The sequence below is a fragment of the Pseudomonas caspiana genome (assembly GCF_040224095.2).
GTDB lineage: Bacteria > Pseudomonadota > Gammaproteobacteria > Pseudomonadales > Pseudomonadaceae > Aquipseudomonas > Aquipseudomonas caspiana.
Map to the genome: position 1 here is coordinate 367,993 of NZ_CP167995.1, position 22,803 is coordinate 390,795.

Consider the following 22,803-nt stretch of genomic DNA (forward strand, 5'->3'; position numbering starts at 1 on the left):
TTTATCAATGCGGCCAAGGCTTCCATCAAAAAAATGCAATCTTCCAGATTGAACCCAATCCTGTAGGAGCTCACCGAGGTTACGAGGCCAGCGATAGCGGCTTGTCTGATATACCGCAATCGCGGCCTCGCGGTGCTCGTGCGCTCCTACAGGTGCTATGTTCCAGACGATAGCGCGCTGTCCCTGATCAGAAATCGCCCCGCAACGTGAGCATGTAGCTGCGCGGATCGCCGAACAGGTTCGAGCGGTCGGTGGCCACGGCGGTGGTGTAGTAGCGACGGTCAAACAGGTTTTCGGCGTTCAGCGAAACCTTCCAGTGTTCGTCCAATTGCCAGCTGGCGCGGGCATCCCAGATGGCGTAGCCCTGACTGCCGTAATCCAGTCCGGTTGTTGAGGCCGCCTTGTAATAGGATTGAGCCGAAACACCGCCGCCAATGGTCAGACGGTTCCAGGCACCGGGTAGGTTGTAGCTGGTTTGCAGGCGCAGCATATGCTTGGGGGTTTCGTAGGCAACTTCAACGGCTTCGCTGTCGTTACGCAGCAGGTTGAAGGTGTAACCGCCAAAGACCTGCCAGCCTGGGAGTACTTCACCGCTGGCTTCTATGTCGATGCCCTTGCTGCGTTTGGTTACGCCGTTTAAGTAGCAAAGGCCGTCAGCGTTGTTTAGGCACTCCACTCCTGGAGTGAGATCTGCGACGGCTACATTTTCCTGCTTGATATAGAACACGGCCATCGACAGGTTCAGACGTTTATCGAAAAGCTCGCCTTTGATGCCCGTCTCATAGTTGTCACCTGTCGATGGTGACAATGGCGAACCGCTGGCATCAATGTAGTTACCTTGAGCGTTGAATATCTCTGCGTAGCTGGCATACCACGACCAGTTGTCGTTGATGTCGTAGATCAGGCCCGTATAAGGGGTCACTTTGCGGGTGACCTTGGACTCATAAGAGAGGGCGGCACCTTTATCGACATCGTAGTTGTAGTCATACCAACTGGCCCGACCGCCCAGTACCAGACTCAGTTTTTCCGTCATGCGCAGGCGGGAGTTGGCGTAAACGCCTGACCGCTCTTCGGTCATGTCGATATCGGTTGCCCATGCCGGCCTTGCTGGTTTGGCGAACGCGTGATGGTTTACATCGAAGATGTCCAGCGCGGTTACCCGGTTCACGGTTGCCTGTTTGGTATTGGCTTCCTGTCTGGACCACGTTGCGCCGACAGTCACCTCGTGGGTCAGGCCAAAGGCATCAAAGTTGCCATTCACATGGCTGTCCAGTCCGGTGCTGTCCACTTCATCACGACGGAAAAGCACCCTGCGAAACGTCGACCCCGCGTTGGTGACCGGGCTGATCGCACCTTGCGCATAAGCAATCTGCTGATCAAAACCACCCTGCGAATACGTCATCGAAGTTGTACTGCTCCAGCGATCATTGAAGCGGTGTTCAACTTCGGCAAACACCTCGCTCATGTCGCTCTCGTGGCGGTTCCAGTCCTGCACTAGCGAGGTCGAGCGGGAAATGTCCAGCGAGTTGCCATTGCTGTAGCGCGGCAAACCGTAAATCGAGTAGCCGTTAATGACGTTTTCCTGGTGACGCAGGCTTAACGTCAGCGTGGTGTCGTCATTCACGTCGGCTTCGACAATCCCGTACATCAACGGCGTGCGTGAGTCGCGCTCATCAATGTAAGAGCCATTGTCTTCGTAAGCTGTGACCATGCGACCACGCACGCTGCCGGAATCATTGAGCTTGCCGCTGGCGTCGAGGTCCATGCGGTAGCGGTCCCAGGAGCCTGCACTGGCTTGCACCGTCAGTTTGTTTTCAGCCGTCGGGCGCTTGCGCACCAGATTGACTGCGCCGCCAGGTTCGCCTGCACCGACCAGCAAACCGGAAGCACCGCGCAGCACTTCAACGCGGTCGTAAATGGCGGTATCAGGTTTCATCCAGCCGGTGATCTGGTAGCCCTGACCCGGCACGCCATCAATCAGAAAGCTTTCGGCCAGCAGCGAGAAGCCCCGCGAGGTGTAAACGTGGCCGCCGAAGTTGCGGTACTGAAAAGTAATGCCGGGTGTCTGCTCCAGCACCTTGTCGAGGCTGGTGAGTTTCTTGTCATCCATCAACTGCCGCGTCACGACGCTGACCGTCTGCGGCGTTTCCCGCAGGCTCAGGTTGAGTTTCGAGGCCGTGCTGCTGCCACCGGTGGTGTAAGACCCCGTCCCATCGGTCGTAGTCCCAAGCTGGCCGACTGCGTTCACGTTGGTAGCACCCAGAATCATGGCGGAGTCACCTGACACCGGCAGTTTCTCCAGCACGACAGTGCGCTCGTCCAGCAAACGCCAGGTAAACCCGCTGCCCTTGAGCAGCGTGTCCATGGCCTGTCCCAGCGTGTACTTGCCCTGCAACGCGTTGGTGCGTAGCGCCCCGACATCGCTGGAGTTGAAAATAAGACGGACGTTGGCCTGATCCGCAAGTTGGGTCAAAGCCTGATCCAGGGATTGCTCCGGTAACTTCAGATCGATACTGGTCGATGTGTCAGCGGCCTGCGCCAGGAGCGGTATCAAAGGCAGGCTGCCAGCCATGGACAACATCAGCGTCAGGGTCAACGTGCGACCGCTGACCGGAGCAAAGAACTTGGAAGGTGCCTGCATTTAAATCGTCCGTCTTGAATGTAGGTGGTGACACGACATGAGAATTATTCGCGCCCACCCCAACGACGAATCATCCCTACCAACCTTGCCGTCGATTGTTGAAAAATTTTTCATTGGCGTGATCTGGATAGGTCATTAAGTGCATTATCGGGAGATAGTGATGATAACTGTTCTCAGTTGAGATAGGATGCACGCCTCACCGGTCGGGGCCGTCCGAATGTCCGTTTCACCCAATTCAAACCACTTGCTGACAGTCTTTCAGGAGCATTACGGCGACCTGCTGGCCTTTCTCGCACGTCGTTTGGGGAACGTGGAAAAGGCTGCAGATGTGGCTCAGGACACCTACTTGCGGCTCGCCGGGCTGTCCGATACCGCGCAGATTCTGGAGCCGCGGGCCTTTGTTTTCCGGGTCGCGGGTAACCTTGCCATCGACCGTCTGCGTCAGGAGCAACGGCGCTCTGCATTGCAGGCCGACGATGCGCTTGATGAGGCTTTGTGCGACCCGATGGCGTCGCCGGAGCGTTCGTTTCTGGCAGCCGAAGCCATCGAACAACTCGACAAAGCGTTGCAGCTGCTACCGAGCAATGCACGATTGGCGCTATTGCTTAATCGCCTTGAAGGCATGACACACGCGCAGATCGCTACGCGTCTGGGGGTATCGGAAAGCTCGGTGGGCAAATACATTGTTCAGGCCATGCGTCACTGTCGGGATTGGCTACGTCAGTCGGAGTGCATTTAGAATGAGCGCAATGCACTTATCGCTGGCGGCTTCTTCGAGCCCTTCACCATGACCGAGCCTATGAACCAAGCAATGCCCAACGTTGAGCTCGAAGACCAGGCCATTGAGCAATGGGTGCATCTGACCTCGGGCCATGCCAACGAGTCGGACCACGCCGCTTTTGTTCGCTGGCGCCAGCAAAGCTCGGCGCATGAGGCAGCGGCCGTGCTGGCCGAGCAGATGTGGCAAGCCATCCCGCAGAGCCGAACTGCCGAACTCTTTGTGCCCCCCGCAATGCCCAAACGCCGCCCGTTGCGCTGGGTTGCACTGGCTGCCGGGTTGGGCGCATTGGCGCTGACCAGTTTTACAGAGCCTGTTCAGGTGTATTTCGCCGATCACACCACTACGGTTGGCGAACGCAAAATGCTCACCCTCGAAGACGGCAGCCAGGTCTGGATGAACAGCGCAACAGCGTTATCTGTGCATTACTCGGCCAACCGTCGCGACATCAGCCTGCTCAAAGGCGAGGCGCTGTTTCAAGTTAGCAAAGACGCCAACCGGCCCTTCGTCGTCCAGGCATCCGGCGGCAGCGTGCAAGCCGTCGGTACCCGCTTTGACGTCGATCGTCAAAGCCAGCGAGTCCGCGTTGGCGTCACTGAAGGCGAAGTCAAAGTCTCTTCGGGCGGCCAGGCCGTTCCTCTGAAAGTAGCTCAGCAGCTTGAGTTCGAAAACGGTTCCCCACCGTCCACCTCTAGCCCGCTGGACCTCAATACCGCGGCTGCCTGGCAGCGCGGCAAACTCATCTTCAACAGCCGCCCACTGGCTGAAGTCTTCGCCGACATCGAACGCTACATGCCCGGCTCACTGGTCGTCGCTGGCACCCTGCCGGACACCGCCGTCAGCGGCGTATTCAACCTCGACGACGTACCCGGCATGCTCAACGTGCTGTCGCGTACCCAGCCGGTGCGGATCTATCAACTGCCGTGGTTGACGGTGGTGATGAATGGCGAGGCGGTGAAAGAGGGGAAGGCGGGGATTTAGCCTGTAATAGCCACCTCCGTATTACTCGCACCATGCTGTCGCGCTGAAACACAGATCTTTGTGGGAGCAGAGCTTGCTCGCGATGCAGACACCTCGTTGTTTCAGACGGACCGTGTCATCGTTCATCGCGAGCAAGCTCTGCTCCCACATGGGATCGCATTCCATTCAGTGATTGGTGGGGCTGCCTGGCAGGCCAACATGGCCTTTCGTTCCGCCTTGTAAGAATCTTCCGTCAGCCGTTTACGTAATCCACTACGCCACCTGTAAACCCGCCCCGACAACACCCTCGCTCACTCCCGCTAATTTCTCCCTCCGATAGATGCTGACGTGCCGGTCACCTGCTGGCTCAGCATCTGCTTCTGGAAGAACTAACGGTTGGAGTAAGTCATGCAGCGCATACAAGAATTACGCACCTCTCTAGGCGTGCCGATGGCTGACTTTGCCAAGGCGCTGGGCGTATCCGAACAGGTTGTCGGGCAGTGGGAAAGCGGCGAGGCAGAACCCGGCATTCCGGCCTTGAGAGATATCGCCACGCTGTTAGGCACTAACGTCGATGACCTGATGGACTTCGCCAGCAACGGCCGAAGAATGACATCCCAACATTGGATGCCGGGTGACGATGCCATCTTCGATGGCTTCTGGGGCCGAATGGGGCTGCTGCTTCCCGGTGAAACCAGCTGCAGTTGGTATCCCATCACCTTCACCGAATATTCCCAGGTAGCGGATTCGCTGAGCATCGAGCACGCAGAGCCCCAGTGGCTGGTGGTAAGCACCCTGAACAACCGAAAACTGCTCATCAACCCCGCCTTGATCAGGCGCATCCGACTGCTCGATGAAGCCGCCGACCGCCCGGAAGATGACGCCTGGCAACACGGTTGGGACAGCGAGGAAGGCCTATTGCCTGAACTCTATCGAGCGCTGGGCGAGTACTTCACAGATGAACTGGCATTCGATGCCAACAACTCTCCGGTCGCTCAACAGATTATCCATACACTGGTCGCCAAGCATGATCTGACCAGCGCGAAAGTCATGCACTTGATCAGCCATACCCATGTCCATCTCGCAAACGGCTCGACCGCCAGCGTGCGCGCCGCCAACGCCGACATCTACAACCTGGTGCTGGACGCCTATGCGGGCATGCCGCTGGGTATCAGCCTGAGCACAAGAGACACGGAAGAGGAAAACCACTTCTCACCGCTGCAAGTGGCGTTGGTGGATATCCCGTTGCTTCAGTATCAGGCGGCGGAGATTGAGGCTTCGGCAGAGATGGAAGGCGTCTGATAACGCTGACGTAGGACCGGCTAAAGCGGGTCTTAAGGTTTTCGCAGATCCTGTGGGAGCGAGGCTTGCCCGCGATGAACGATAACGCGGAATATCCGCCTGTTTGCGTCGTCTTGGTCGCGGTCAAATCAATCTCCCCCGCTAAAGCGGCTAATCATGAACGCCCCGCAACCCGCGTCCACACCCAGAATCCCAGCGCAACAACACTAATCGAGCCCCCCAACATAAAAACCGCCACCCAGCCCCAACGTGCATAAACCTAGTTCCAGGCTGGTGAAGTGCATTCGGTGCTCTTGGATAAAACGGGTGAGCAGCCGGTGGTCGCGTTGGAGTTTCGCTCTGCGAAAGAGCGACTTGTTGGGGCGGAGGATTTTTATCGGGGGGCGGAGGTAAAGGCGGCGTGATCGAAAACTACTTCCGAAGTACCGTTTTGTTGATGCAGCCCATCGTCGGGGAGTTGTAGATTCGCAGGACAATGGCGCTCCACTTAGCCGAAAAAACGACATCCAACGTCAGGAACGTCATCCACTACGCGATGACACAGAGGTTTGGGATGTAGGTCATTTCGGCTGAATAGGTCCTGCCTAATTTTTGGCTGACTCTTCGTTATTTTTATGCTGTCGATCAATCAGCAGATCCAAGACATCTTGCTGGCTCGATGAAGCTTGCTTTGCATAGCAAGAAATCAGCAGCTCCATGGGGTGAATCCCAATTCTCGTGGCGAGTTGATCCAGTTTTTCGAGTGTCGGACTTTTCAGCCCTCGTTCAATTTCAGACAGATAACTTCGGCCACTCACCCCAACAAAATCCTCTTGAGTAAGGCCTTTGGCTTCTCTCGCTTCTTTCAGCGCTGCCCCTATTGCTTTGCTCAGCTCCATTTCGCAGCCCCCTTTACAAAAGAAAGGGATTTCGCTTGAATGCACGTTATAGCGCTACACGCTATAGCGTTCGTTTGTTCGGGCGCGTTTTTTTAAAGGACGATCAGACGCGATAGCGCAGGGATTGGAAATATTTTATGAGCCAAAAACAAATCAACGCCGCCTTCAAAAAACACCGAGCTTCACTGTCGGTGGTCTGCAAGCAATGCCAGTCGAGCCATAGACGCCGCGGCTTTTACTTACGAAGGCCAGACAAAGCTGCACCTTCAGGTCCTGAAACCTTGACCAAGCTCCAAGTCGTCAGTGCGATGTACGCCTATCTCATGACTAGCTGGGAGGAGCTGCCTGACAAGAACAAGCGGGCATTAGGGTTTGATTTTGTTGTAGGGAGCGAAGGTGAGGAGGCCGCCCTGAATCACCTGGCCCGGCTGTTCATGGAGTATGCGGATTTGTCGTTTCGGCGGGCATTGGTCGCCAGGCGCAGGAGGCTCGGTCTTGATGCTTATTCAGGCTCCGCATTCGCTGGTTGATTAATTGTCATTGAGGCCTTTCGAGAGTTTCAATCCACACATAGCCAAACGCTTACACGCGATAGAGAAAAACTGCCATTTGCAGACCTGTCCGACAGGCATAATCTTGGATCCAACCACTGACGAGCAGGGAGCCCGTCAGGATCAAGGATGATCGACCATGAAAGGATACTGCCGACAGGGAGTTGGAATGGTACTGGACAAAAAACCCGCTTCGGCGGGTTTTTTATTGGGGATTGGAAAGTTGGGGAGAGAGTATTCTCATCGTGTAAAGCGAGGTGCAGCCGCCCATCGCCGAACCGAATCAGATGAATGAGAAACTCAGTGATGGACAACGATATGAAGCAATTTCAGAGGGGAATACTGACTTGGTTACGTCAGATGAAAACCGGTAAGGCTGCCCGTTTGACTGAAATGAAGCTGTACGATGCGGCTGAGGCTCGTGCCAAGGTCGAAAGTTACGGGCATAAAAAACCCGCTCAATTTGTGCATAGCTACTGATGCAGCCATAGGCATGGCGGGTATGTTGCGCCAGAGGTTATGCAATGCCGCACCTTTCTGCAAGATACTTGGTGTGTTGGGTGATGTGCATCGCACCAAGAGGACGCGCAGCCCAGCTATATACGTCACCGCTATCCATCTGGCCATAAGTCTCTACTCTACGTTCGTGGCCGCGCAGGATCGGTGTCAAAGTCATCAGTAGACGAGGGCTCATTTTCGGCCGCTGACCGTGAGCCTGGATTTCACTCCGAATGAGGGGCCACCCCATTGAAGATGCGCTTCCTTCGTGAAAATTTTGTTGAAGTGAGTAAAACTATATTTTCTTATTTTAAAGATCTAGCTTAAAGTACGGTTTCTTCTTCAAATGGGGATTTCGGCTCAGCTTGAGTTGCTGAGTGTAGACGATTTATTTTTAAGTAATTAGATGTAGTCAGGTAAAGCTTCCGGGGTTGGTGACTTAAAGTGGACGAGAAAGAGATTAAAGCTATGGTTCTGGATAGGCTTCTCCAGACCGGACAAATAGGGGCATCATCTTTAGTCTTCAATGAGATGCATTTGGCAAAAAAAAATCGCCGTATCGATTTAGGATACGTGCGATTAGAAGAAATGATAGCTATCGAAGTTAAAAGCGAGAAAGACTCGTTGTTTAGATTGGAAGGGCAGGTTTTGGAGTATCGAAAATACTTCGATAGAGTTGTAGTAGTTGCAGCTCCAAAGTTCTCTGCCGCTGTTATGACCCTAGTTGATGATGATGTCGCTGTCTGGGAAGTTTCGTCTTGTGGGATAAGGGTTGTAAGGCGAGGTCGCTTGATAAAGGAGTCATCAAAAAACGATTACTTAAGTTTGATGACCAAGCGAGAAGTTTCGCAGGTGGCAAAAAAATTAGATATTGCAGCTGAAAAATTTGCAATGTATGAACTAAAAATTGAAGTGCTTAAAAAAATATCGAAAATTTCCAAAGCTGATATGAAGACAATTTTATTAGATGGGGTGCACAAACGATTTGGCATGGCTTCGAACCGATTCTTGTCCAAGGTGATTGTTGCGGGAGCAGTGAGTAGTTCTGATGTTACCCTGCTGAGTCCGTACCTATTGCACAAATCTTGAATGCGCTCCTAGTCCACCCACTCCTCATCAGTGTTTACGACGTCAAAGTTTTGATTGTAGTGAAGTTGATTGAATAAATGTATGTTTATACGGACAGCGGTTGATTTCTGGGGCGTGTAGACGCCGAAATCGTTAGAGTCCGCAGTTATTTCTATTTGTTGAGTTCCCCATAAGCGAAGCTCTGGAATCCAATAGTTACTATTAGTGATTTCTTGAGCAATCTCAATATATGCAGCTTTTCTTCTCTCTTTTGAATTGGGCGCATCGTCATCAACCTCACGTCTAACGAACTTCCAATCTTTTTTCAGCGGGTAGTCAATTCTAGGCGGGGGGGTACCCGCTCCTCCGCTTTGCTTTTGTGCCCGAGTACTTCCTCTGTCTGAATATATTACTGGCGAGAAAATATTTTTTTGCTCCACAGTATTGAATAAAATTCGCTCGTATATTGAGTTTTCTCCCTGAGATTGACCCGCGAATCCGGATGGAAAAGATGTTGAACTTATAGCTATCGTAAGGTTCGCTAAATTGTTTTTTGCTTCAATTATGAATTTTTCGAGAATATAAATTCTTTCCTCGAAGTTGCTATCAATGTTTTCTAGATCGTATATTACAAGTGTTTCTCCTTTGGCATGCCTACTAATTGTTTTGATTAGGTTGCTATGCTTTTCAAGATTTGCATCATTCGGTTGGATGCGCAGCACTAATCCTCTGTCAAGCGACGATAATTTTTGAATCTGATTTTCACTTTCCTCTAAGTGTTCATGCTGCAAACAAGGCACCGCATTTTCAATGCCTTTAACGAAAAGGAACCAGTTTTCATACCCGTTTTTAGGGTTTAGAAGTTGCGCCACTTCTTGAAAAACCGGCTTTGATGGGTACGATCCCGTGAATAGAAAAACCTTGTTTTCTGAAAGGAATTTCTCATCAATGTCCGCTATCCATTGACGTTTTCCTATGGACTTTTCTATTCGTTTAATTGTGTTTTCGAGTCGATGAGCACCTAGCCATCCCTTAAGAGGGAATACGGGCAGCATTTGATCCTTATCTTTATCAGGTAGTTGTTCTAATGCCATCATTTCAGCTGGGCCAATTGCTAATATTGGCATGTATTTCCAAAGTGGGAACTTATGCATAACAGCTATTTTCCCGTTCTGATTTTAATTGCTGCTAACGAAACCTGTGCCTGCTCTGCGATTTTCTTATATCGCTCTTCTGGCTTTAAGTTTGAACAAGCTTGGAGCGCTGGTTCGATGAGCGAGCTTGGCATTATTATATCTGCTGCAAGCCTATTCGCCTCCCTTTCCAAGTCGTCAGATAGTCTTGAGCGATAAAGTATATCATCCGTTATACCGCCAATTAGTCGCTCTCGATGTAGAAGAAAGTGCGCTATTTCATGCGCTAGCGTGAAGCGCTGCCTTTCTTTGACATCGTGTCGGTTCACCTTGATGGTCACGACGCCTTCTGACTCACGGATTTCTCCAGAAATAGAACCTTGCATAGTGGACTTTAAAACTACTAGGCCAAAAGCTTTCGCTATAGCGCCAACTGCGACTGGAAGTGCGCCTTGATGTTGAGTAATGATCGCCCTTTGGGTTTCATTTAGCGATTTCCACTCCTGTGAGGTTCTCAAGATTCTCCTCCTTCCTGTGAGGTGTCGTTAGGCATTTCAATTCCTCGGTATACCACATTTTCTACAGCATTTTGAATAAGTTTGTCGAATTTATCTGCTGCTATTAAAGCTACAATGTTCAACTCAGTCAATTTTGGAAGGTCTTCTTTGGCAATGGCTTTAACTGTTTCTATAGCTGTCTCTCTCGCGTCTTTTATGGCTTCGTTCTTAATGTTGGTATATCCAAAAATAGAAAGTATTGCTATTAGTACACCTAGCACTGTGATTATAACTGAGACGGCTGCTAGAACGGTGGTTGCAGTAATACTGCTATCTTGATTTTTTAGAATTAGAATCTCGTTCTCTAGTGTTTTGATCTTTTCAGTTTGTACGCGTAAATTTTCTTCTAAAGAGGACATGCTGCGATCCTCTCTAGTTAGCCTGGCGTTAATTACCTCTTGAATAAAACTGAAAGCTTCAAGAGGATTAATATTTGTAGTCCTTAAGCCTGATTCCTTATGGCTTTCATCCGATAATGGGGTCTCGGCATAAACTAAGGTGGAGGAGGCAGCGAATAAAAATAAAAAACACGCAAATGCGCCCCTCCATGTTTTTTTAGTTTTTGTTGTGTTTTCCATTTTTTGGTTGACCATGTTTCTTTTCTCACAACATCAGCGGGTGAAAGGAAAAAATGGCTTTTTATGGCTTTTCTCTATTAACTATTTTTTTAGATGTGGCACTGCATTGCATCGGCAAAGGAGCGGTATTTAAAACTCTCACTTGTGGCTTAGAGTTTTGCATTACAGGATATATCGTGTGTGTCCGAATTTTTGGGGCAGAATTTTCTTTAAGATGAATACATATGCATGGAGCGGAGGCGAGCCTGATTGTCGCTGTATTTGATTTGAGCTTTATGCCAAGCACGTCGGTAAGAAAATCCATTTCGCGTATATTCACCGCCATCTCCTTGTGGGTCCGTCGCGCAACAGTGCTGTCAGTTTGCCATCGGCAGTGGGCCGTTTCAACTTGTAGTTGGCATCATTACGAAGAAACATTGGCTTTCCATCGCCCACTAAAAAGCCGGCTTGTGGCCGGCTTCTCAAGGACGAACTTGGTTTGTTTTTGGCAAACCGTGCTCGCCTTTAACAGGTGCGCTCAGCGAGTGGCGCTAATTAGGATGGTGACGCAGGTTAGGTTTCAGCCTGGCGTAACCGTCGGCGTCGATGCGGGGTGTGCTTCGGGCCGGGATGGCGCAGAGGATACTGATGTTCGCGGCGCTTGCCCAGTCTTGAAACACTTTGTTGGAAGATCTGTCGTCGTGGCTGTCGGCGAAATGAAAGTCCATCTGAGGCGCCACGATTTTTTGTAGGAGCTGCCGAAGGCTGCGAAAGCATGTTCATGACCGACCGATTCGCAGCCTTCGGCAGCTCCTACAGAGAGGTGTCCACCCCACGATGGATCAGCTCATCGAAACGATATCGCATGGCGTCGCGTATTCAGCGTCGACCACCAGAACACCCAGCCCAGCACGCGGATGCCTTGTTGCTCGATCTGTTCTGCAGTGAACAGTTCGTCAGGATGTTCGTTGCTGTTGTGGCTGCGCAGGCGCAGGCCGTTGCCGGGTAGGCGGTAGAGGTATTTCACGCGGAGCATGCCGCCGTGTTCGAGGGCATACATTTCGCCGTCGATGATGCGGGTCAGGCCGCGGTCGATGCCGATTACGGAGCCGTCCTGGATTTTGTCGGCCATGCTGTTGCCGATCATGGCGACGCAGATGGCGTTGTCGATGTTGATGTTCATGCTCTGCAGCACGTGCAGCGGCAGGCGGACTTTCTTGCCGGGGGCTTCGGCGATGAGGACGTCGCCGGTGTCCGATTCGGTTTCCTTATAGACCGGCACTTCCACGTCGCTGCGCAGCGAGCTGCGGCTGGTGTGACGGGACGCACCGCTGTCGCCGCCATTGTTTTCATTGGCCGAGTCGCACGGGTGCTTGGGGCCTTCGCCCGTGCGCAGCCACCGCGCGTTGACGGTTAACAGTTCAGCCACTTCGTCCAGCCGGGCCATGGGGATGCCACGCTTGAACCAGTTGTTCACATGCTGAGGCGTGACTTTCCGGTTGGCGGCGAAGTCCGTGGCTGAGAGATGGCACTCCCGCAGGAGGGCGCGTAGTCGATCACCTGATGTATTCATGGCCCCGAGTTTACGGCGCTCGGTAACGGGTTTAAATAAACGAGGTGTTCAAATGAGCGGTGCGTCTAATTGTCTTGCGAGCCGCGGGATTACAGGGTTTTGCGGGTTTTGTAGGCGGCTTCTGTCATTAGTTGGCGGCAGGTAAACAGTGCGGATTCTGCTCGGCGCGCAATTGCAGGTGGGGAGGTTTGTTTATCGGGTTTAACGAGAGGAATAGTTTGTTTTGAGCGTGTTTACTGAAAAGCCTGATTGTTTTCGCAGAAAGACCAATCGGCGTGAATGTTTGCGGGCGCGTTTGAAAGAGTAGGAGGGTTTTGCGAGGGGTGTTAACGGAGCATCTGCTGGCAGACACTCCGTTGACGATGCAGCAATCGATCAGCCTTTGTAGGCAGCAACCGATTTGGTGATCTCGGCACGGGCAGCGTCTGCGTTGCCCCAACCTTCGATTTTCACCCATTTGCCTTTTTCGAGATCTTTGTAGTTCTCGAAGAAGTGCTTGATCTGCTCCAGCAGCAGTGGAGGCAGGTCGGTGTATTCCTTCACGTCGACGTACAGCTGGGACAGCTTGTCGTGTGGGACTGCGATGACTTTGGCATCGCCGCCGCCGTCGTCGGTCATGTGCAGGATGCCGACTGGACGGGCGCGGATAACCGAACCTGGAGTCACCGGGTAAGGGGTCACGACCAGCACGTCGAGGGGGTCACCGTCGTCAGCCAGGGTGTTCGGGATGAAACCGTAGTTGGCCGGGTAGAACATCGGCGTCGCCATGAAACGGTCAACGAACAGGCAATCGGAATCTTTGTCGATTTCGTATTTGATCGGCGCGTGGTTGGCCGGAATTTCGATCGCGACGTAGATGTCGTTCGGCAGGTCTTTACCGGCCGGAATCTTGCTGTAGCTCATTGGGCATTGCCCCCCTTGATTGACCAGACGGCTTTGGCTGGTTACGCCAAAAAGTGGGCCGGATTATAGGCATATTCTGTTGGTGTTGCCACGCGTGGCAGCCTGCAGGGGTTAGTCCTGATTCTGGTAGGAAGGTTCATCACGCTGCAGGGTTTGCAGGCGGCTGAGCGGGTCCTGACGATAGAAGGCTTTGAGCTGCTGATAGACCGCCGGGTAGGCGTCGGCCAATAGGTCCGGCGCGCAGAAGAAGTATTCGCTGGTGACGGCGAAAAACTCGGCCGGGTCTTCGGCGGCGTAGGGGTCGATGGCGGTTTCGATGTCTGGATCTGCATCGAGCTGGCGGTTCATGTCGTCGTAGGCGTGCTGCATGACGCTGGCCCACTGGCTGACCTGCATGTCGCCGTGCAGCGGCGGCAGACCGTTGGCGTCGCCGTTAAGCATGTCGAGTTTATGCGCCAGTTCGTGGATCACCAGGTTGTACGGCTCCCAGTTGCCACTGGACAGCACGCCGGGCAGCGCGAGGATAACCGGGCCTTGCTGCCAGGCTTCGCCGCTGTGTTCGCCGTCCCATTCGTGTTCGATGCCGCTGGGGTCGCGATGGCGCTGCGGGCTGACGAAGTCGTCGGGGTAGATCACCAGTTCGTGAAACCCCTGATACCAGTTCAGATCGCCAAGGTTGAGCAGTGGCAGTTGCGCCTGCGCGGCGAGATGCAGGCGCTGTTCGTCGTTGAGTTCGACACCCGGCAAACAGGTGATGTGCTTGTCTTGCAGGAACAGCACGCTGTTTTCCCGCAGCAGGGCGTCGTGTTCGGCGCTCAGGCCATCGAGGATCGGCAAGCCCTGACGCACCCGCTGCCACAGTTCGGGGGTAACCGGGCTCTTGGCCAGCCTGCGTTGTCGACGCCATTGGCTAAACGACCACATGCTTTAGCGGGCGTCCGCCGAGCGAGCCATGCGACCGCGCACCACGCTGATGATCATTGGCAGCAGCGTTATCACGATGATCGCCAGCACCAATACCGACAGGTTCTTCTTGATGAACGGGACGTTGCCAAAGAAGTAGCCGAGGGAGACCAGACTGCCGACCCACAGCACCGAGCCCAGCACGCTGAAACCGAGGAAGCGTGGGTAATGCATTTTGCCGACACCGGCGACAAACGGCGCGAAGGTGCGAATGATCGGCAGGAAGCGCGCAAGGGTGACGGTCTTGCCGCCATGGCGGTCGTAGAACTCGTGAGTGCGTGCCAGATAGTCGCGGCGGAAAATCTTCGAGTTGGGGTTCTGGAAGAGTTTTTCCCCGGCGGTGCGGCCGATGATGTAGTTGGTGCTGTCACCAATAATCGCTGCAGACATCAGCAGGCAAGCCAGCAACACAGGGTCCATAGCGCCACCGGCTGCTACTGCGCCAGCGATAAACAGCAGCGAATCACCCGGCAGGAATGGCATGACCACCAGACCGGTTTCGCAAAAAATCACCAGAAACAGGATCGCGTAGACCCAGGTGCCGTAGTTGGTTACGAGTAAATCGAGGTACACATCCAAGTGCAGAATCAGGTCGAGCGGGTTGAAATCCATGTATGGCACCAATAGCGGAGACCCAGACCGGGTCACGTGCGGAAGTAACTACTGAGGGGTTGCGGCGGGATTATAGAAGCAGAATGGGTGGGGAGGGGGAAACATAGAACCTGTTTGCCGTAGGACCGGCATTAGCCGGGAGAGGGCCGTCACATTGCGGCATATCTTTCGTCCGGGACGACGCCCTCTCGGCTAAAGCCGGTCCTACGAGGTCGCGCGGTCGCTGTGGGAGCGAGGCTTGCCCGCGATGAAAGATCGCGGTTTGTCTGACGTAACTCAGCGCCTGAATCGCGAGCAAGCTCTGCTCCCACGAGGGAGATTCCTATAACCGTTTAATCCTCGCTGATCGGCAAGACATAGTTTTTGAATTGAGTATCTTCGCGAAACCCGATGGATTCGTAGACCTTTTGTGCCACTTCGTTGTTGCTGCTGGTCGACACGCGCATGCGGACGGCCTGGGTGTCTTTGGCCATTTTCTTTGCGGTGCGCATCAGGTGGTCTGCGACCAGTTGGCGACGGGCGTCTTCGGCGACATAGATATCGTTGAGGATCCATACACGTTTCAAGGACAGCGACGAATAGCTCGGATACAGCTGACAAAAGCCCAGCAGCTTTTTGTCATCATCGGCAGCCAGCGCCAGGTAGATCACCGATTCATCCCGGCTCAAGCGTTTTTCGAGGAAGTCGCGGGACGAATCCGGAAACGGCAGTTCGCCATAGAACTCGCGGTATTTGACGAATAGCGGGGCTAGCAGGTCCAGGTGTTCCAGTGTGGCTTTAACGATCCGCATGGTCGGGCCTCAACTTCTCGATGACAAATGTTCCATCAGGCTGCCGCCCGATGCTGCCGAATGCGTTTAGAAAGCGCAATCTAATGCTCAGTCCGATGGCCCCGCGAGTAGAAAGTTGCCCTTCGTGTTCAGTGGCTCGTCGGATTCCAGACTGTTCAATTGCGCGTCGTCCTTGAGATTGACCCCGGATAAACCCCGTGTGCAGGCCTCTCGCATCAAGTAAAGCAGACGATGTGCGGCCATTCCGTAACTCAGCCCTTCCAGTCGTACATTCGAGATGCAGTTGCGATGCGCGTCATTGAGGCCAACCTTGGGCGCGTAGGTGAAATACAGGCCCAGGCTATCCGGCGAGCTGAGGCCGGGACGTTCGCCGATCAGAATCACCGACATTTTTGCACCGAGCAGTTCGCCGATTTCGTCAGCGATGGCGACCCGGCCTTGTTCCACCAGAATCACCGGCGAAAGTGTCCAGCCTTCGGCGCTGGCCAGTTCTTCCATCCGCGCCAGAAACGGCACGGTGTGGCGATGAACGGCCAGCGAAGACAAGCCATCGGCGACCACCACGGCGACATCAATTCCGCCGGGATGCGCTGCTGCATAGTCGCGCAGGGTTTGCGCCGAGGCTTCGTCCAGGCGACGACCCTTGTCCGGGCGTTGCAGGTAGCTGTCCCGGTCCGCTGCGGCGCTGTGTAAATGCAGGGTCTCGCGTTTTTTGGCGGCCAGTTGCTCGCTGAGCGCCGCGTGATCGAACGGCAAATGCACGGCATCCCGAGCCTGCGCATGGGCAAACTGGAAATCCAGTTGCGCGCTGGTCGGCAGGCTGGTGCCGGTGCGTCCCAAGGCAATCCGCGCGGGTGTCAGGCGGCGCAGTTCGAGCCACGGGTTTTGCGTGTTGTCGGGTTTGCTTTCGGGGAGGTCGTCCATCAATTGGTCACTCATGCCAGATGCGCCAAAGCGTTGCGAAAGGCGGGTGGCAGGCTGTCACCGAAGTGTATGCGGCCATCGGTCTGGGTGAAGATGCCCATTTTTTCCAGCCATGCTTCGTATTCCGGCGCAGCACGCAGCCCCAGCGTCTGCCGGGCGTAGAGAGCGTCGTGGAACGAGGTGGTCTGGTAGTTGAGCATGATGTCGTCAGAGCCCGGAATGCCCATGATGAAGTTGATGCCCGCCACGCCCAGCAGCGTCAGCAGGGTATCCATGTCGTCTTGATCGGCTTCGGCGTGGTTGGTGTAGCAAATGTCACAACCCATGGGCACGCCCAGCAACTTGCCACAGAAGTGATCTTCAAGCCCGGCGCGAATGATCTGCTTGCCGTTGTACAGGTATTCCGGGCCGATGAAGCCGACCACGGTGTTGACCAGAAACGGGTTGAAGTGCCGCGCAACGGCGTAGGCGCGGGCCTCGCAGGTTTGCTGATCGAGGCCGTGATGGGCGTTGGCAGACAGTGCACTGCCTTGGCCCGTCTCGAAATACATCAAATTCTGGCCCAGCGTGCCGCGATTCAGGCTCAAGCCGGCTTCATAACCTTCTTGCAATAGATTGAGGTTGATGCCGAAACTGGAGTTGGCCGCTTCGGTGCCGGTAATCGACTGGAAGACCAGGTCCACTGGCACACCGCGGTTGATCACTTCAATCGATGTCGTGACGTGGGTCAGCACACAGGCCTGAGTCGGGATTTCATAGCGCTGGATGATTGCGTCGAGCATTTCCAGCAGGGCAACGATAGACGAGGTGCTGTCGGTGGCCGGGTTGATGCCGATCATGGCGTCGCCATTGCCGTACAGCAGGCCGTCAAGAATGCTCGCGGCGATACCGGAGGGTTCGTCTGTTGGGTGATTGGGTTGCAGGCGGGTCGATAAGCGACCGCGCAGGCCCAAGGTGCCGCGAAACTTTGTGATCACACGAATCTTCTGCGCCACCAGCACCAGGTCTTGAACGCGCATGATCTTTGATACGGCGGCTGCCATTTCTGGTGTCAGGCCGGGGGCGAGGGCGCGCAGGCTGGCTTCGTCGGCCTTGTCGCTGAGCAGCCAGTCACGGAAACCGCCTACGGTCAGATGGCTGACGGGGGCGAAAGCCAGTGTGTCGTGGGTATCGATGATCAGCCGGGTGACTTCGTCCTGCTCATACGGGATCAGCGCTTCTTCGAGGAAGTGCTTGAGCGGAATGTTCGCCAGCGCCATTTGCGCGGCAACCCGCTCACCATCGTTGAGCGCTGCTACGCCCGCCAGAAAATCCCCCGAACGCGCGGGACTGGCCTTGGCCATTACGTCCTTGAGGCTATCGAAGCGATACGTCTGTGCGCCGACGGAGTGGGAAAAGCTTGCCATACACATTCTCCATGACGCCCCGGTTCAAGTTCGGGGCGAAGGCAGCAAAGTAAGCAATTAATACTCCATCACGGGCTAAGTCGCCAATTACCGGGGTGGATGTGTCGTGAATGGGGTGGGATACGGCGGTTTGTGAACCAATTTGGAGCGTTAAGCTCTCTCTGAACTGGAATGCAATCCCCCCTGTGGGAGCTGAGCTTGCTCGCGATAAGGCTGGATGCGATCTCAAGTGAACCGGATCCAGCCTTATCGCGAGCAAGCTCAGCTCCCACAAGGGTTTAGGCGTGCCTTCAAAAACAACAATGGCCTCCGAAGAGGCCATTGGCAGTCAATCAACCTGGCTTAGAAGAAACCCAGCGGGTTGGTGTCGTAGCTCACCAGCAGGTTTTTGGTCTGCTGATAGTGCTCAAGCGCGACTTTGTGGGTTTCGCGACCAACGCCGGATTTTTTGTAGCCGCCGAACGCCGCGTGCGCCGGATACAGGTGGTAGCAGTTGGTCCACACGCGACCGGCCTTGATTGCGCGGCCTACGCGGTAAGCGCGGTTGATGTCTCGCGTCCACAGGCCAGCACCCAGACCGAACTCGGTGTCGTTGGCGATAGCCACTGCTTCGGCTTCATCCTTGAAGGTGGTGACGCTGACCACCGGGCCGAAGATTTCCTCCTGGAAGACGCGCATCTTGTTATTGCCTTTAAGCAGCGTTGGCTGAATGTAATAACCGGTCGCCAGATCGCCTTCCAGTTTTTCCACCTTGCCACCTGTCAACAGCTCGGCACCTTCGCCTTGGGCGATTTCCAGATAAGAGAGGATCTTGTCGAACTGCTGCTGCGATGCTTGCGCGCCGACCATGGTGTCGGTGTCCAGTGGGTCGCCGCGTTTGATCTTCAGGACCTTCTTCATCACCACTTCCATGAACTGCGGGTAGATCGACTCCTGGACCAGTGCACGGGAAGGGCAGGTGCAGACTTCGCCCTGATTGAAGAACGCCAGCACCACACCTTCTGCGGCTTTTTCGATGAACTCGGGTTCGGCGTTCATGATGTCTTCGAAGAAGATGTTCGGCGACTTGCCGCCCAACTCGACGGTGGACGGAATGATGTTATCCGCCGCCAGTTTCATGATGTGCGAACCCACCGGGGTCGAGCCGGTGAAGGCGATTTTGGCGATACGCTTGCTGCTGGCCAGGGCTTCACCTGCTTCACGGCCGTAACCTTGGACAATATTGAGCACGCCAGGCGGCAGCAAGTCGCCGATCAGTTCAACCAGCACGCTGATGCCTAGAGGCGTTTGTTCGGCGGGTTTGAGGACGATGCAGTTACCCGCTGCCAGGGCGGGAGCGAGTTTCCACGCGGCCATCAGGATCGGGAAGTTCCACGGGATGATCTGCCCGACCACACCCAGCGGTTCATGTATGTGATAAGCCACGGTATTGCCGTCGATCTCGGCTGCGGTGCCTTCCTGAGCGCGTAATACGCCTGCGAAATAACGGAAGTGATCGACTGCCAACGGGATGTCGGCATTGAGGGTTTCGCGGATGGCCTTGCCGTTGTCCCAGGTTTCAGTAATCGCCAGGATCTCGAGATTCTGCTCGATGCGGTCAGCGATTTTCAGCAGGGTCAGGGAGCGCTCTTGCACGGAGGTCGTGCCCCAGGCGTCGGCAGCGGCATGGGCTGCGTCCAGGGCTTTTTCGATGTCTTCGGCAGTGGAACGCGGGAAATCAGCGATAGGCTTGCCAGTAATCGGCGAGGTATTGGTGAAGTATTGACCTTTGACCGGCGCAACGAACTCGCCGCCAATATAGTTACCGTAGCGTTCCTTGAAATTGACCAGAGCGCCTTCGGTACCGGGATGTGCGTAACGCATGGTGATTTCTCCTGATTTTTTGTTGTTGGGAGAGCTGCCATGACAGTAGCTCTGAATCGTGCGGTTGTTCAAGCGTAGAGCAAAGGGGCGGGCTTTGCCGGTGGACTCGAATCGGGTGGTTTCTGGAGATGCAGCGGTCTCTAAGTTCCTGCCCCGGCTCTTGTAGGAGCGCACGAGCAACGCGAGGCCGCGAAGGCGTTGTATCAGACAGGACGCCATCGCGGCCTCGCGTTGCTCGTGCGCTCCTACAGGCAGTGCCAGTCGCCCCGACAAACACTAAGTGCCATTTCACACTCCCTGCGCTAACCTGCGCGGATGTTTTAAGAGGTGGTCATGCATATTCATATCCTTGGTATTTGCGGCACGTTCATGGGTTCTCTGGCGGTGCTCGCCAAAGAGTTGGGACATCGGGTGACCGGTTCCGACGCCAATGTCTATCCGCCGATGAGCACGCAATTGCAGGCTCAGGGCATCGAGCTGACGCAGGGTTATGACCCGGCTCAACTGGACCCTGCGCCGGATGTTGTGGTGATTGGCAACGCGCTGTCGCGTGGCAACCCTGCCGTTGAATATGTGCTCAATAAAGGTTTGCCTTATGTGTCCGGCCCGCAATGGCTGGCCGATCATGTGCTGCAAGGCCGTTGGGTACTGGCAGTCGCAGGTACTCACGGCAAGACCACCACCAGCAGCATGCTGGCCTGGGTGCTGGAACATGCAGGCATGAGTCCCGGTTTCCTGATCGGTGGCGTGCCGCAGAACTTCGCGGTGTCAGCCCGGTTGGGCGGCACGCCGTTCTTCGTGGTCGAGGCCGACGAGTACGACAGTGCGTTCTTCGACAAACGCTCCAAGTTCGTTCATTACCGTCCGCGCACCGCGATCCTCAATAATCTTGAGTTCGATCACGCTGACATCTTCCCCGATCTGCCTGCTATCGAGCGCCAGTTCCATCACTTGGTGCGGACTATCCCGAGTGAAGGTCTGGTCATTCATCCGACCACCGAACCTGCGCTGACCCGCGTGATACAGATGGGCTGCTGGACGCCCGTGCAGACCACTGGTCAAGGCGGTCAGTGGCAAGCACGTCTTTTACGCGAAGACGGTTCGCAGTTCGAAGTGATCTTCGAAGGCGAAGTACAGGGAACGGTTGACTGGGACATGACCGGCCAGCACAACGTTGCGAATGCCTTGGCTACGCTTGCAGCTGCGCGTCATGTTGGCGTGGTACCGGCGCTGGGCGTCGAAGCCTTGAGCGCGTTCAAAAGCGTCAAACGTCGCATGGAAAAAGTCGCGGAAGTGCGCGGCATTACTATTTACGACGATTTCGCTCACCACCCGACCGCCATCGCCACCACGCTGGATGGCTTGCGCAAGAAAGTCGGTGATGCGCCCTTGATCGCGATCATCGAGCCGCGCTCCAACTCCATGAAACTCGGCGCTCACCGCGACGGTTTGCCGGAAAGCGTGCAGCAGGCTGATCAGGTGGTCTGGTACGCACCGGCCAATCTCGGTTGGGACCTGGGCGCGACCGCAGCGCAATGTTCAGTACCGGCAGTGGTCTGCGATTCTCTGGAAGGCATCATTGCCCGCGTGAAAAGTCAGGCTCAGCCCGGCACTCACGTGGTGATTATGAGCAACGGCGGCTTTGGCGGCCTGCATGGCAAACTCGCCGAGGCGCTGCAATGAGTGGCCCGGAGCGCATTACCCTGGCGATGACCGGCGCGTCCGGCGCGCAGTACGGCTTGCGCCTGCTGGATTGCCTGGTGCGTGAAGATCGCGAAGTGCACTTTTTGATCTCCAAGGCCGCGCAACTGGTGATGGCGACTGAGACCGACGTTTCGCTGCCACCGAAGTCGGCGATGATGCAGGCGTTTCTCACTGAATACACCGGTGCCGCCGCAGGGCAGATTCGGGTGTATGGCAAGGAAGACTGGATGTCGCCGGTGGCCTCGGGCTCAGGCTCGCCTGCCGCGATGGTGGTGGTGCCGTGTTCCACGGGTTCGTTGTCGGCGATTGCGACCGGCGCTTGCAACAACTTGATCGAGCGCGCCGCTGACGTGACCCTCAAGGAACGTCGGCAGTTGATTCTGGTCCCTCGAGAGGCGCCGTTTTCCAGCATTCATCTGGAAAACATGCTCAAGTTGTCGAACATGGGCGCGGTGATTCTGCCAGCTTCGCCCGGCTTTTATCACCAGCCACAGACCATTGATGATCTGGTGGATTTCGTTGTGGCGCGGATTCTCAACCTGCTCAACATTCCGCAAGACATGCTGCCGCGCTGGGGCGAGCATCACATGGGCGTCGATGAGTAAGCTGCTGCTGATTGCGCTGGCGTTGAGCCTGACGGGCTGCGCAACCGCCCGCACGCTCAATGCCGCACAGCCCGGTGCGCCGGTGGTCTATGCCGGTACGCGGCTGGATTTGTATGCGATGCAGGGTGGTTGCTGTGCAGTGGACCGTTTCGGTGCACATGCGCCGAGCTATCCAGGCCTGGACCTGCCAGCCAGCGCGTTGCTCGATACGCTGTTGCTGCCGTTGTCACTGTTGACTGCGGCAGGTGTGGGCTTTCAAGCGAGTGGCGGGTTGTAATTCGCTGTGTATAGGCAGTCAGATCTATAGGCGCTGCCTACGGCACCGCTGTCTCGCGGCAAACGGTAGACCTGTAGGAGCGCACGAGCACCGCGAGGCCGCGATAGCGATTTATCAGGCAGGACGCCATCGCTGCCTCGCGGTGCTCGTGAGCTCCTACAGGATTAAATTCAATCTGGACCTGTATCCCGACACGCCGCAGTCGCGAAACAACACAGACTTGTAGGGGTGAGCTTGCTCGCGATGCTCGTTAGCTCCT

22 protein-coding genes are annotated in these 22,803 nt (G+C 55.1%); 9 read left to right on the forward strand and 13 right to left on the reverse strand.

The window, feature by feature from the left end:
• Positions 1–187: 187 nt before the first annotated feature.
• Positions 188–2,641 (reverse strand): TonB-dependent siderophore receptor, encoded by a 2,454-nt coding sequence (locus ABRP31_RS01775; RefSeq protein WP_349972362.1) that lies wholly within the window; start codon positions 2,639–2,641, stop codon positions 188–190.
• A 217-nt stretch (positions 2,642–2,858) separates the two neighbouring features.
• On the opposite strand from ABRP31_RS01775, the gene ABRP31_RS01780 reads away from it, so the two are divergent.
• From ABRP31_RS01780 to ABRP31_RS01790, 3 genes are all read left to right on the forward strand, one after another.
• Entirely contained in the window at positions 2,859–3,380 is a 522-nt protein-coding gene (locus ABRP31_RS01780) for a sigma-70 family RNA polymerase sigma factor (RefSeq protein WP_349972363.1), read from the forward strand.
• Between the two features lie 60 nt (positions 3,381–3,440).
• Positions 3,441–4,400 carry a FecR domain-containing protein gene (locus tag ABRP31_RS01785; RefSeq protein WP_349972364.1) on the forward strand — a complete coding sequence of 320 codons (960 nt, stop codon included), beginning with the start codon at positions 3,441–3,443 and terminating at the stop codon, positions 4,398–4,400.
• 387 nt (positions 4,401–4,787) lie between these two features.
• Positions 4,788–5,681, forward strand: coding sequence for a helix-turn-helix transcriptional regulator (locus tag ABRP31_RS01790; protein ID WP_349972365.1), 894 nt, complete (start codon positions 4,788–4,790; stop codon positions 5,679–5,681).
• Between the two features lie 584 nt (positions 5,682–6,265).
• Here ABRP31_RS01790 and ABRP31_RS01795 read toward each other — a convergent pair.
• Complete coding sequence (locus ABRP31_RS01795; RefSeq protein ID WP_349972366.1) at positions 6,266–6,559, reverse strand: helix-turn-helix transcriptional regulator; 294 nt, start codon at positions 6,557–6,559, stop codon at positions 6,266–6,268.
• 137 nt (positions 6,560–6,696) lie between these two features.
• Between ABRP31_RS01795 and ABRP31_RS01800 the strand changes: the two genes are divergently transcribed.
• The 3 genes from ABRP31_RS01800 to ABRP31_RS01810 all read left to right on the forward strand — a co-directional run bounded on the left by ABRP31_RS01800 (position 6,697) and on the right by ABRP31_RS01810 (position 8,697).
• The gene (locus ABRP31_RS01800; RefSeq protein ID WP_349972367.1) at positions 6,697–7,089 is read left to right on the forward strand and encodes a hypothetical protein; all 393 of its coding nucleotides are present in this window, start codon (positions 6,697–6,699) and stop codon (positions 7,087–7,089) included.
• Between the two features lie 324 nt (positions 7,090–7,413).
• Entirely contained in the window at positions 7,414–7,590 is a 177-nt protein-coding gene (locus ABRP31_RS01805) for a hypothetical protein (RefSeq protein WP_349972368.1), read from the forward strand.
• A gap of 462 nt (positions 7,591–8,052) precedes the next feature.
• On the forward strand, positions 8,053–8,697 hold the full coding sequence (locus tag ABRP31_RS01810) for a sce7726 family protein (RefSeq protein ID WP_349972369.1): 645 nt from the start codon (positions 8,053–8,055) through the stop codon (positions 8,695–8,697).
• An 8-nt stretch (positions 8,698–8,705) separates the two neighbouring features.
• Here the strand turns inward: ABRP31_RS01810 and ABRP31_RS01815 are convergent, their stop codons facing one another.
• From ABRP31_RS01815 to ABRP31_RS01865, 11 genes are all read right to left on the reverse strand, one after another.
• Positions 8,706–9,830, reverse strand: a complete 1,125-nt coding sequence (locus ABRP31_RS01815; RefSeq protein WP_349972370.1) for a beta family protein — start codon at positions 9,828–9,830, stop codon at positions 8,706–8,708.
• A 5-nt stretch (positions 9,831–9,835) separates the two neighbouring features.
• The gene (locus ABRP31_RS01820) at positions 9,836–10,327 is read right to left on the reverse strand and encodes an ImmA/IrrE family metallo-endopeptidase (RefSeq protein ID WP_349972371.1); all 492 of its coding nucleotides are present in this window, start codon (positions 10,325–10,327) and stop codon (positions 9,836–9,838) included.
• On the reverse strand, positions 10,324–10,959 hold the full coding sequence (locus ABRP31_RS01825; protein WP_349972372.1) for a hypothetical protein: 636 nt from the start codon (positions 10,957–10,959) through the stop codon (positions 10,324–10,326). Before ABRP31_RS01825 ends, ABRP31_RS01820 begins: the two co-directional genes overlap by 4 nt.
• A gap of 811 nt (positions 10,960–11,770) precedes the next feature.
• On the reverse strand, positions 11,771–12,496 hold the full coding sequence (locus tag ABRP31_RS01830) for a S24 family peptidase (RefSeq protein WP_349972373.1): 726 nt from the start codon (positions 12,494–12,496) through the stop codon (positions 11,771–11,773).
• Between the two features lie 375 nt (positions 12,497–12,871).
• Positions 12,872–13,399, reverse strand: coding sequence for an inorganic diphosphatase (ppa, locus tag ABRP31_RS01835; protein WP_003317259.1), 528 nt, complete (start codon positions 13,397–13,399; stop codon positions 12,872–12,874).
• Between the two features lie 111 nt (positions 13,400–13,510).
• Entirely contained in the window at positions 13,511–14,323 is an 813-nt protein-coding gene (locus ABRP31_RS01840; RefSeq protein ID WP_349972374.1) for a M90 family metallopeptidase, read from the reverse strand.
• A 3-nt stretch (positions 14,324–14,326) separates the two neighbouring features.
• The gene (locus ABRP31_RS01845) at positions 14,327–14,974 is read right to left on the reverse strand and encodes a DedA family protein (protein ID WP_349972375.1); all 648 of its coding nucleotides are present in this window, start codon (positions 14,972–14,974) and stop codon (positions 14,327–14,329) included.
• A 332-nt stretch (positions 14,975–15,306) separates the two neighbouring features.
• On the reverse strand, positions 15,307–15,765 hold the full coding sequence (locus tag ABRP31_RS01850) for a GNAT family N-acetyltransferase (protein ID WP_095100483.1): 459 nt from the start codon (positions 15,763–15,765) through the stop codon (positions 15,307–15,309).
• Between the two features lie 87 nt (positions 15,766–15,852).
• Positions 15,853–16,704, reverse strand: coding sequence for an ethanolamine ammonia-lyase subunit EutC (gene eutC, locus ABRP31_RS01855; RefSeq protein ID WP_372489323.1), 852 nt, complete (start codon positions 16,702–16,704; stop codon positions 15,853–15,855).
• Positions 16,701–18,095, reverse strand: coding sequence for an ethanolamine ammonia-lyase subunit EutB (locus ABRP31_RS01860; protein ID WP_349972376.1), 1,395 nt, complete (start codon positions 18,093–18,095; stop codon positions 16,701–16,703). The genes eutC and ABRP31_RS01860 overlap by 4 nt, the downstream gene beginning before the upstream one ends.
• Before the next feature lie 342 nt (positions 18,096–18,437).
• Positions 18,438–19,958, reverse strand: coding sequence for an aldehyde dehydrogenase family protein (locus tag ABRP31_RS01865; RefSeq protein WP_349972383.1), 1,521 nt, complete (start codon positions 19,956–19,958; stop codon positions 18,438–18,440).
• Between the two features lie 333 nt (positions 19,959–20,291).
• Here ABRP31_RS01865 and mpl point away from each other — a divergent pair, with 333 nt between their 5' ends.
• From mpl to ABRP31_RS01880, 3 genes are read left to right on the forward strand one after another with little or no spacing between them, the layout of a single operon-like run.
• Positions 20,292–21,641, forward strand: a complete 1,350-nt coding sequence (mpl, locus tag ABRP31_RS01870; RefSeq protein ID WP_095100475.1) for a UDP-N-acetylmuramate:L-alanyl-gamma-D-glutamyl-meso-diaminopimelate ligase — start codon at positions 20,292–20,294, stop codon at positions 21,639–21,641.
• Complete coding sequence (ubiX, locus tag ABRP31_RS01875) at positions 21,638–22,267, forward strand: flavin prenyltransferase UbiX (RefSeq protein ID WP_349972832.1); 630 nt, start codon at positions 21,638–21,640, stop codon at positions 22,265–22,267. The genes mpl and ubiX overlap by 4 nt, the downstream gene beginning before the upstream one ends.
• The gene (locus ABRP31_RS01880; protein ID WP_349972830.1) at positions 22,260–22,544 is read left to right on the forward strand and encodes a YceK/YidQ family lipoprotein; all 285 of its coding nucleotides are present in this window, start codon (positions 22,260–22,262) and stop codon (positions 22,542–22,544) included. Before ubiX ends, ABRP31_RS01880 begins: the two co-directional genes overlap by 8 nt.
• Positions 22,545–22,803: the final 259 nt, after the last annotated feature.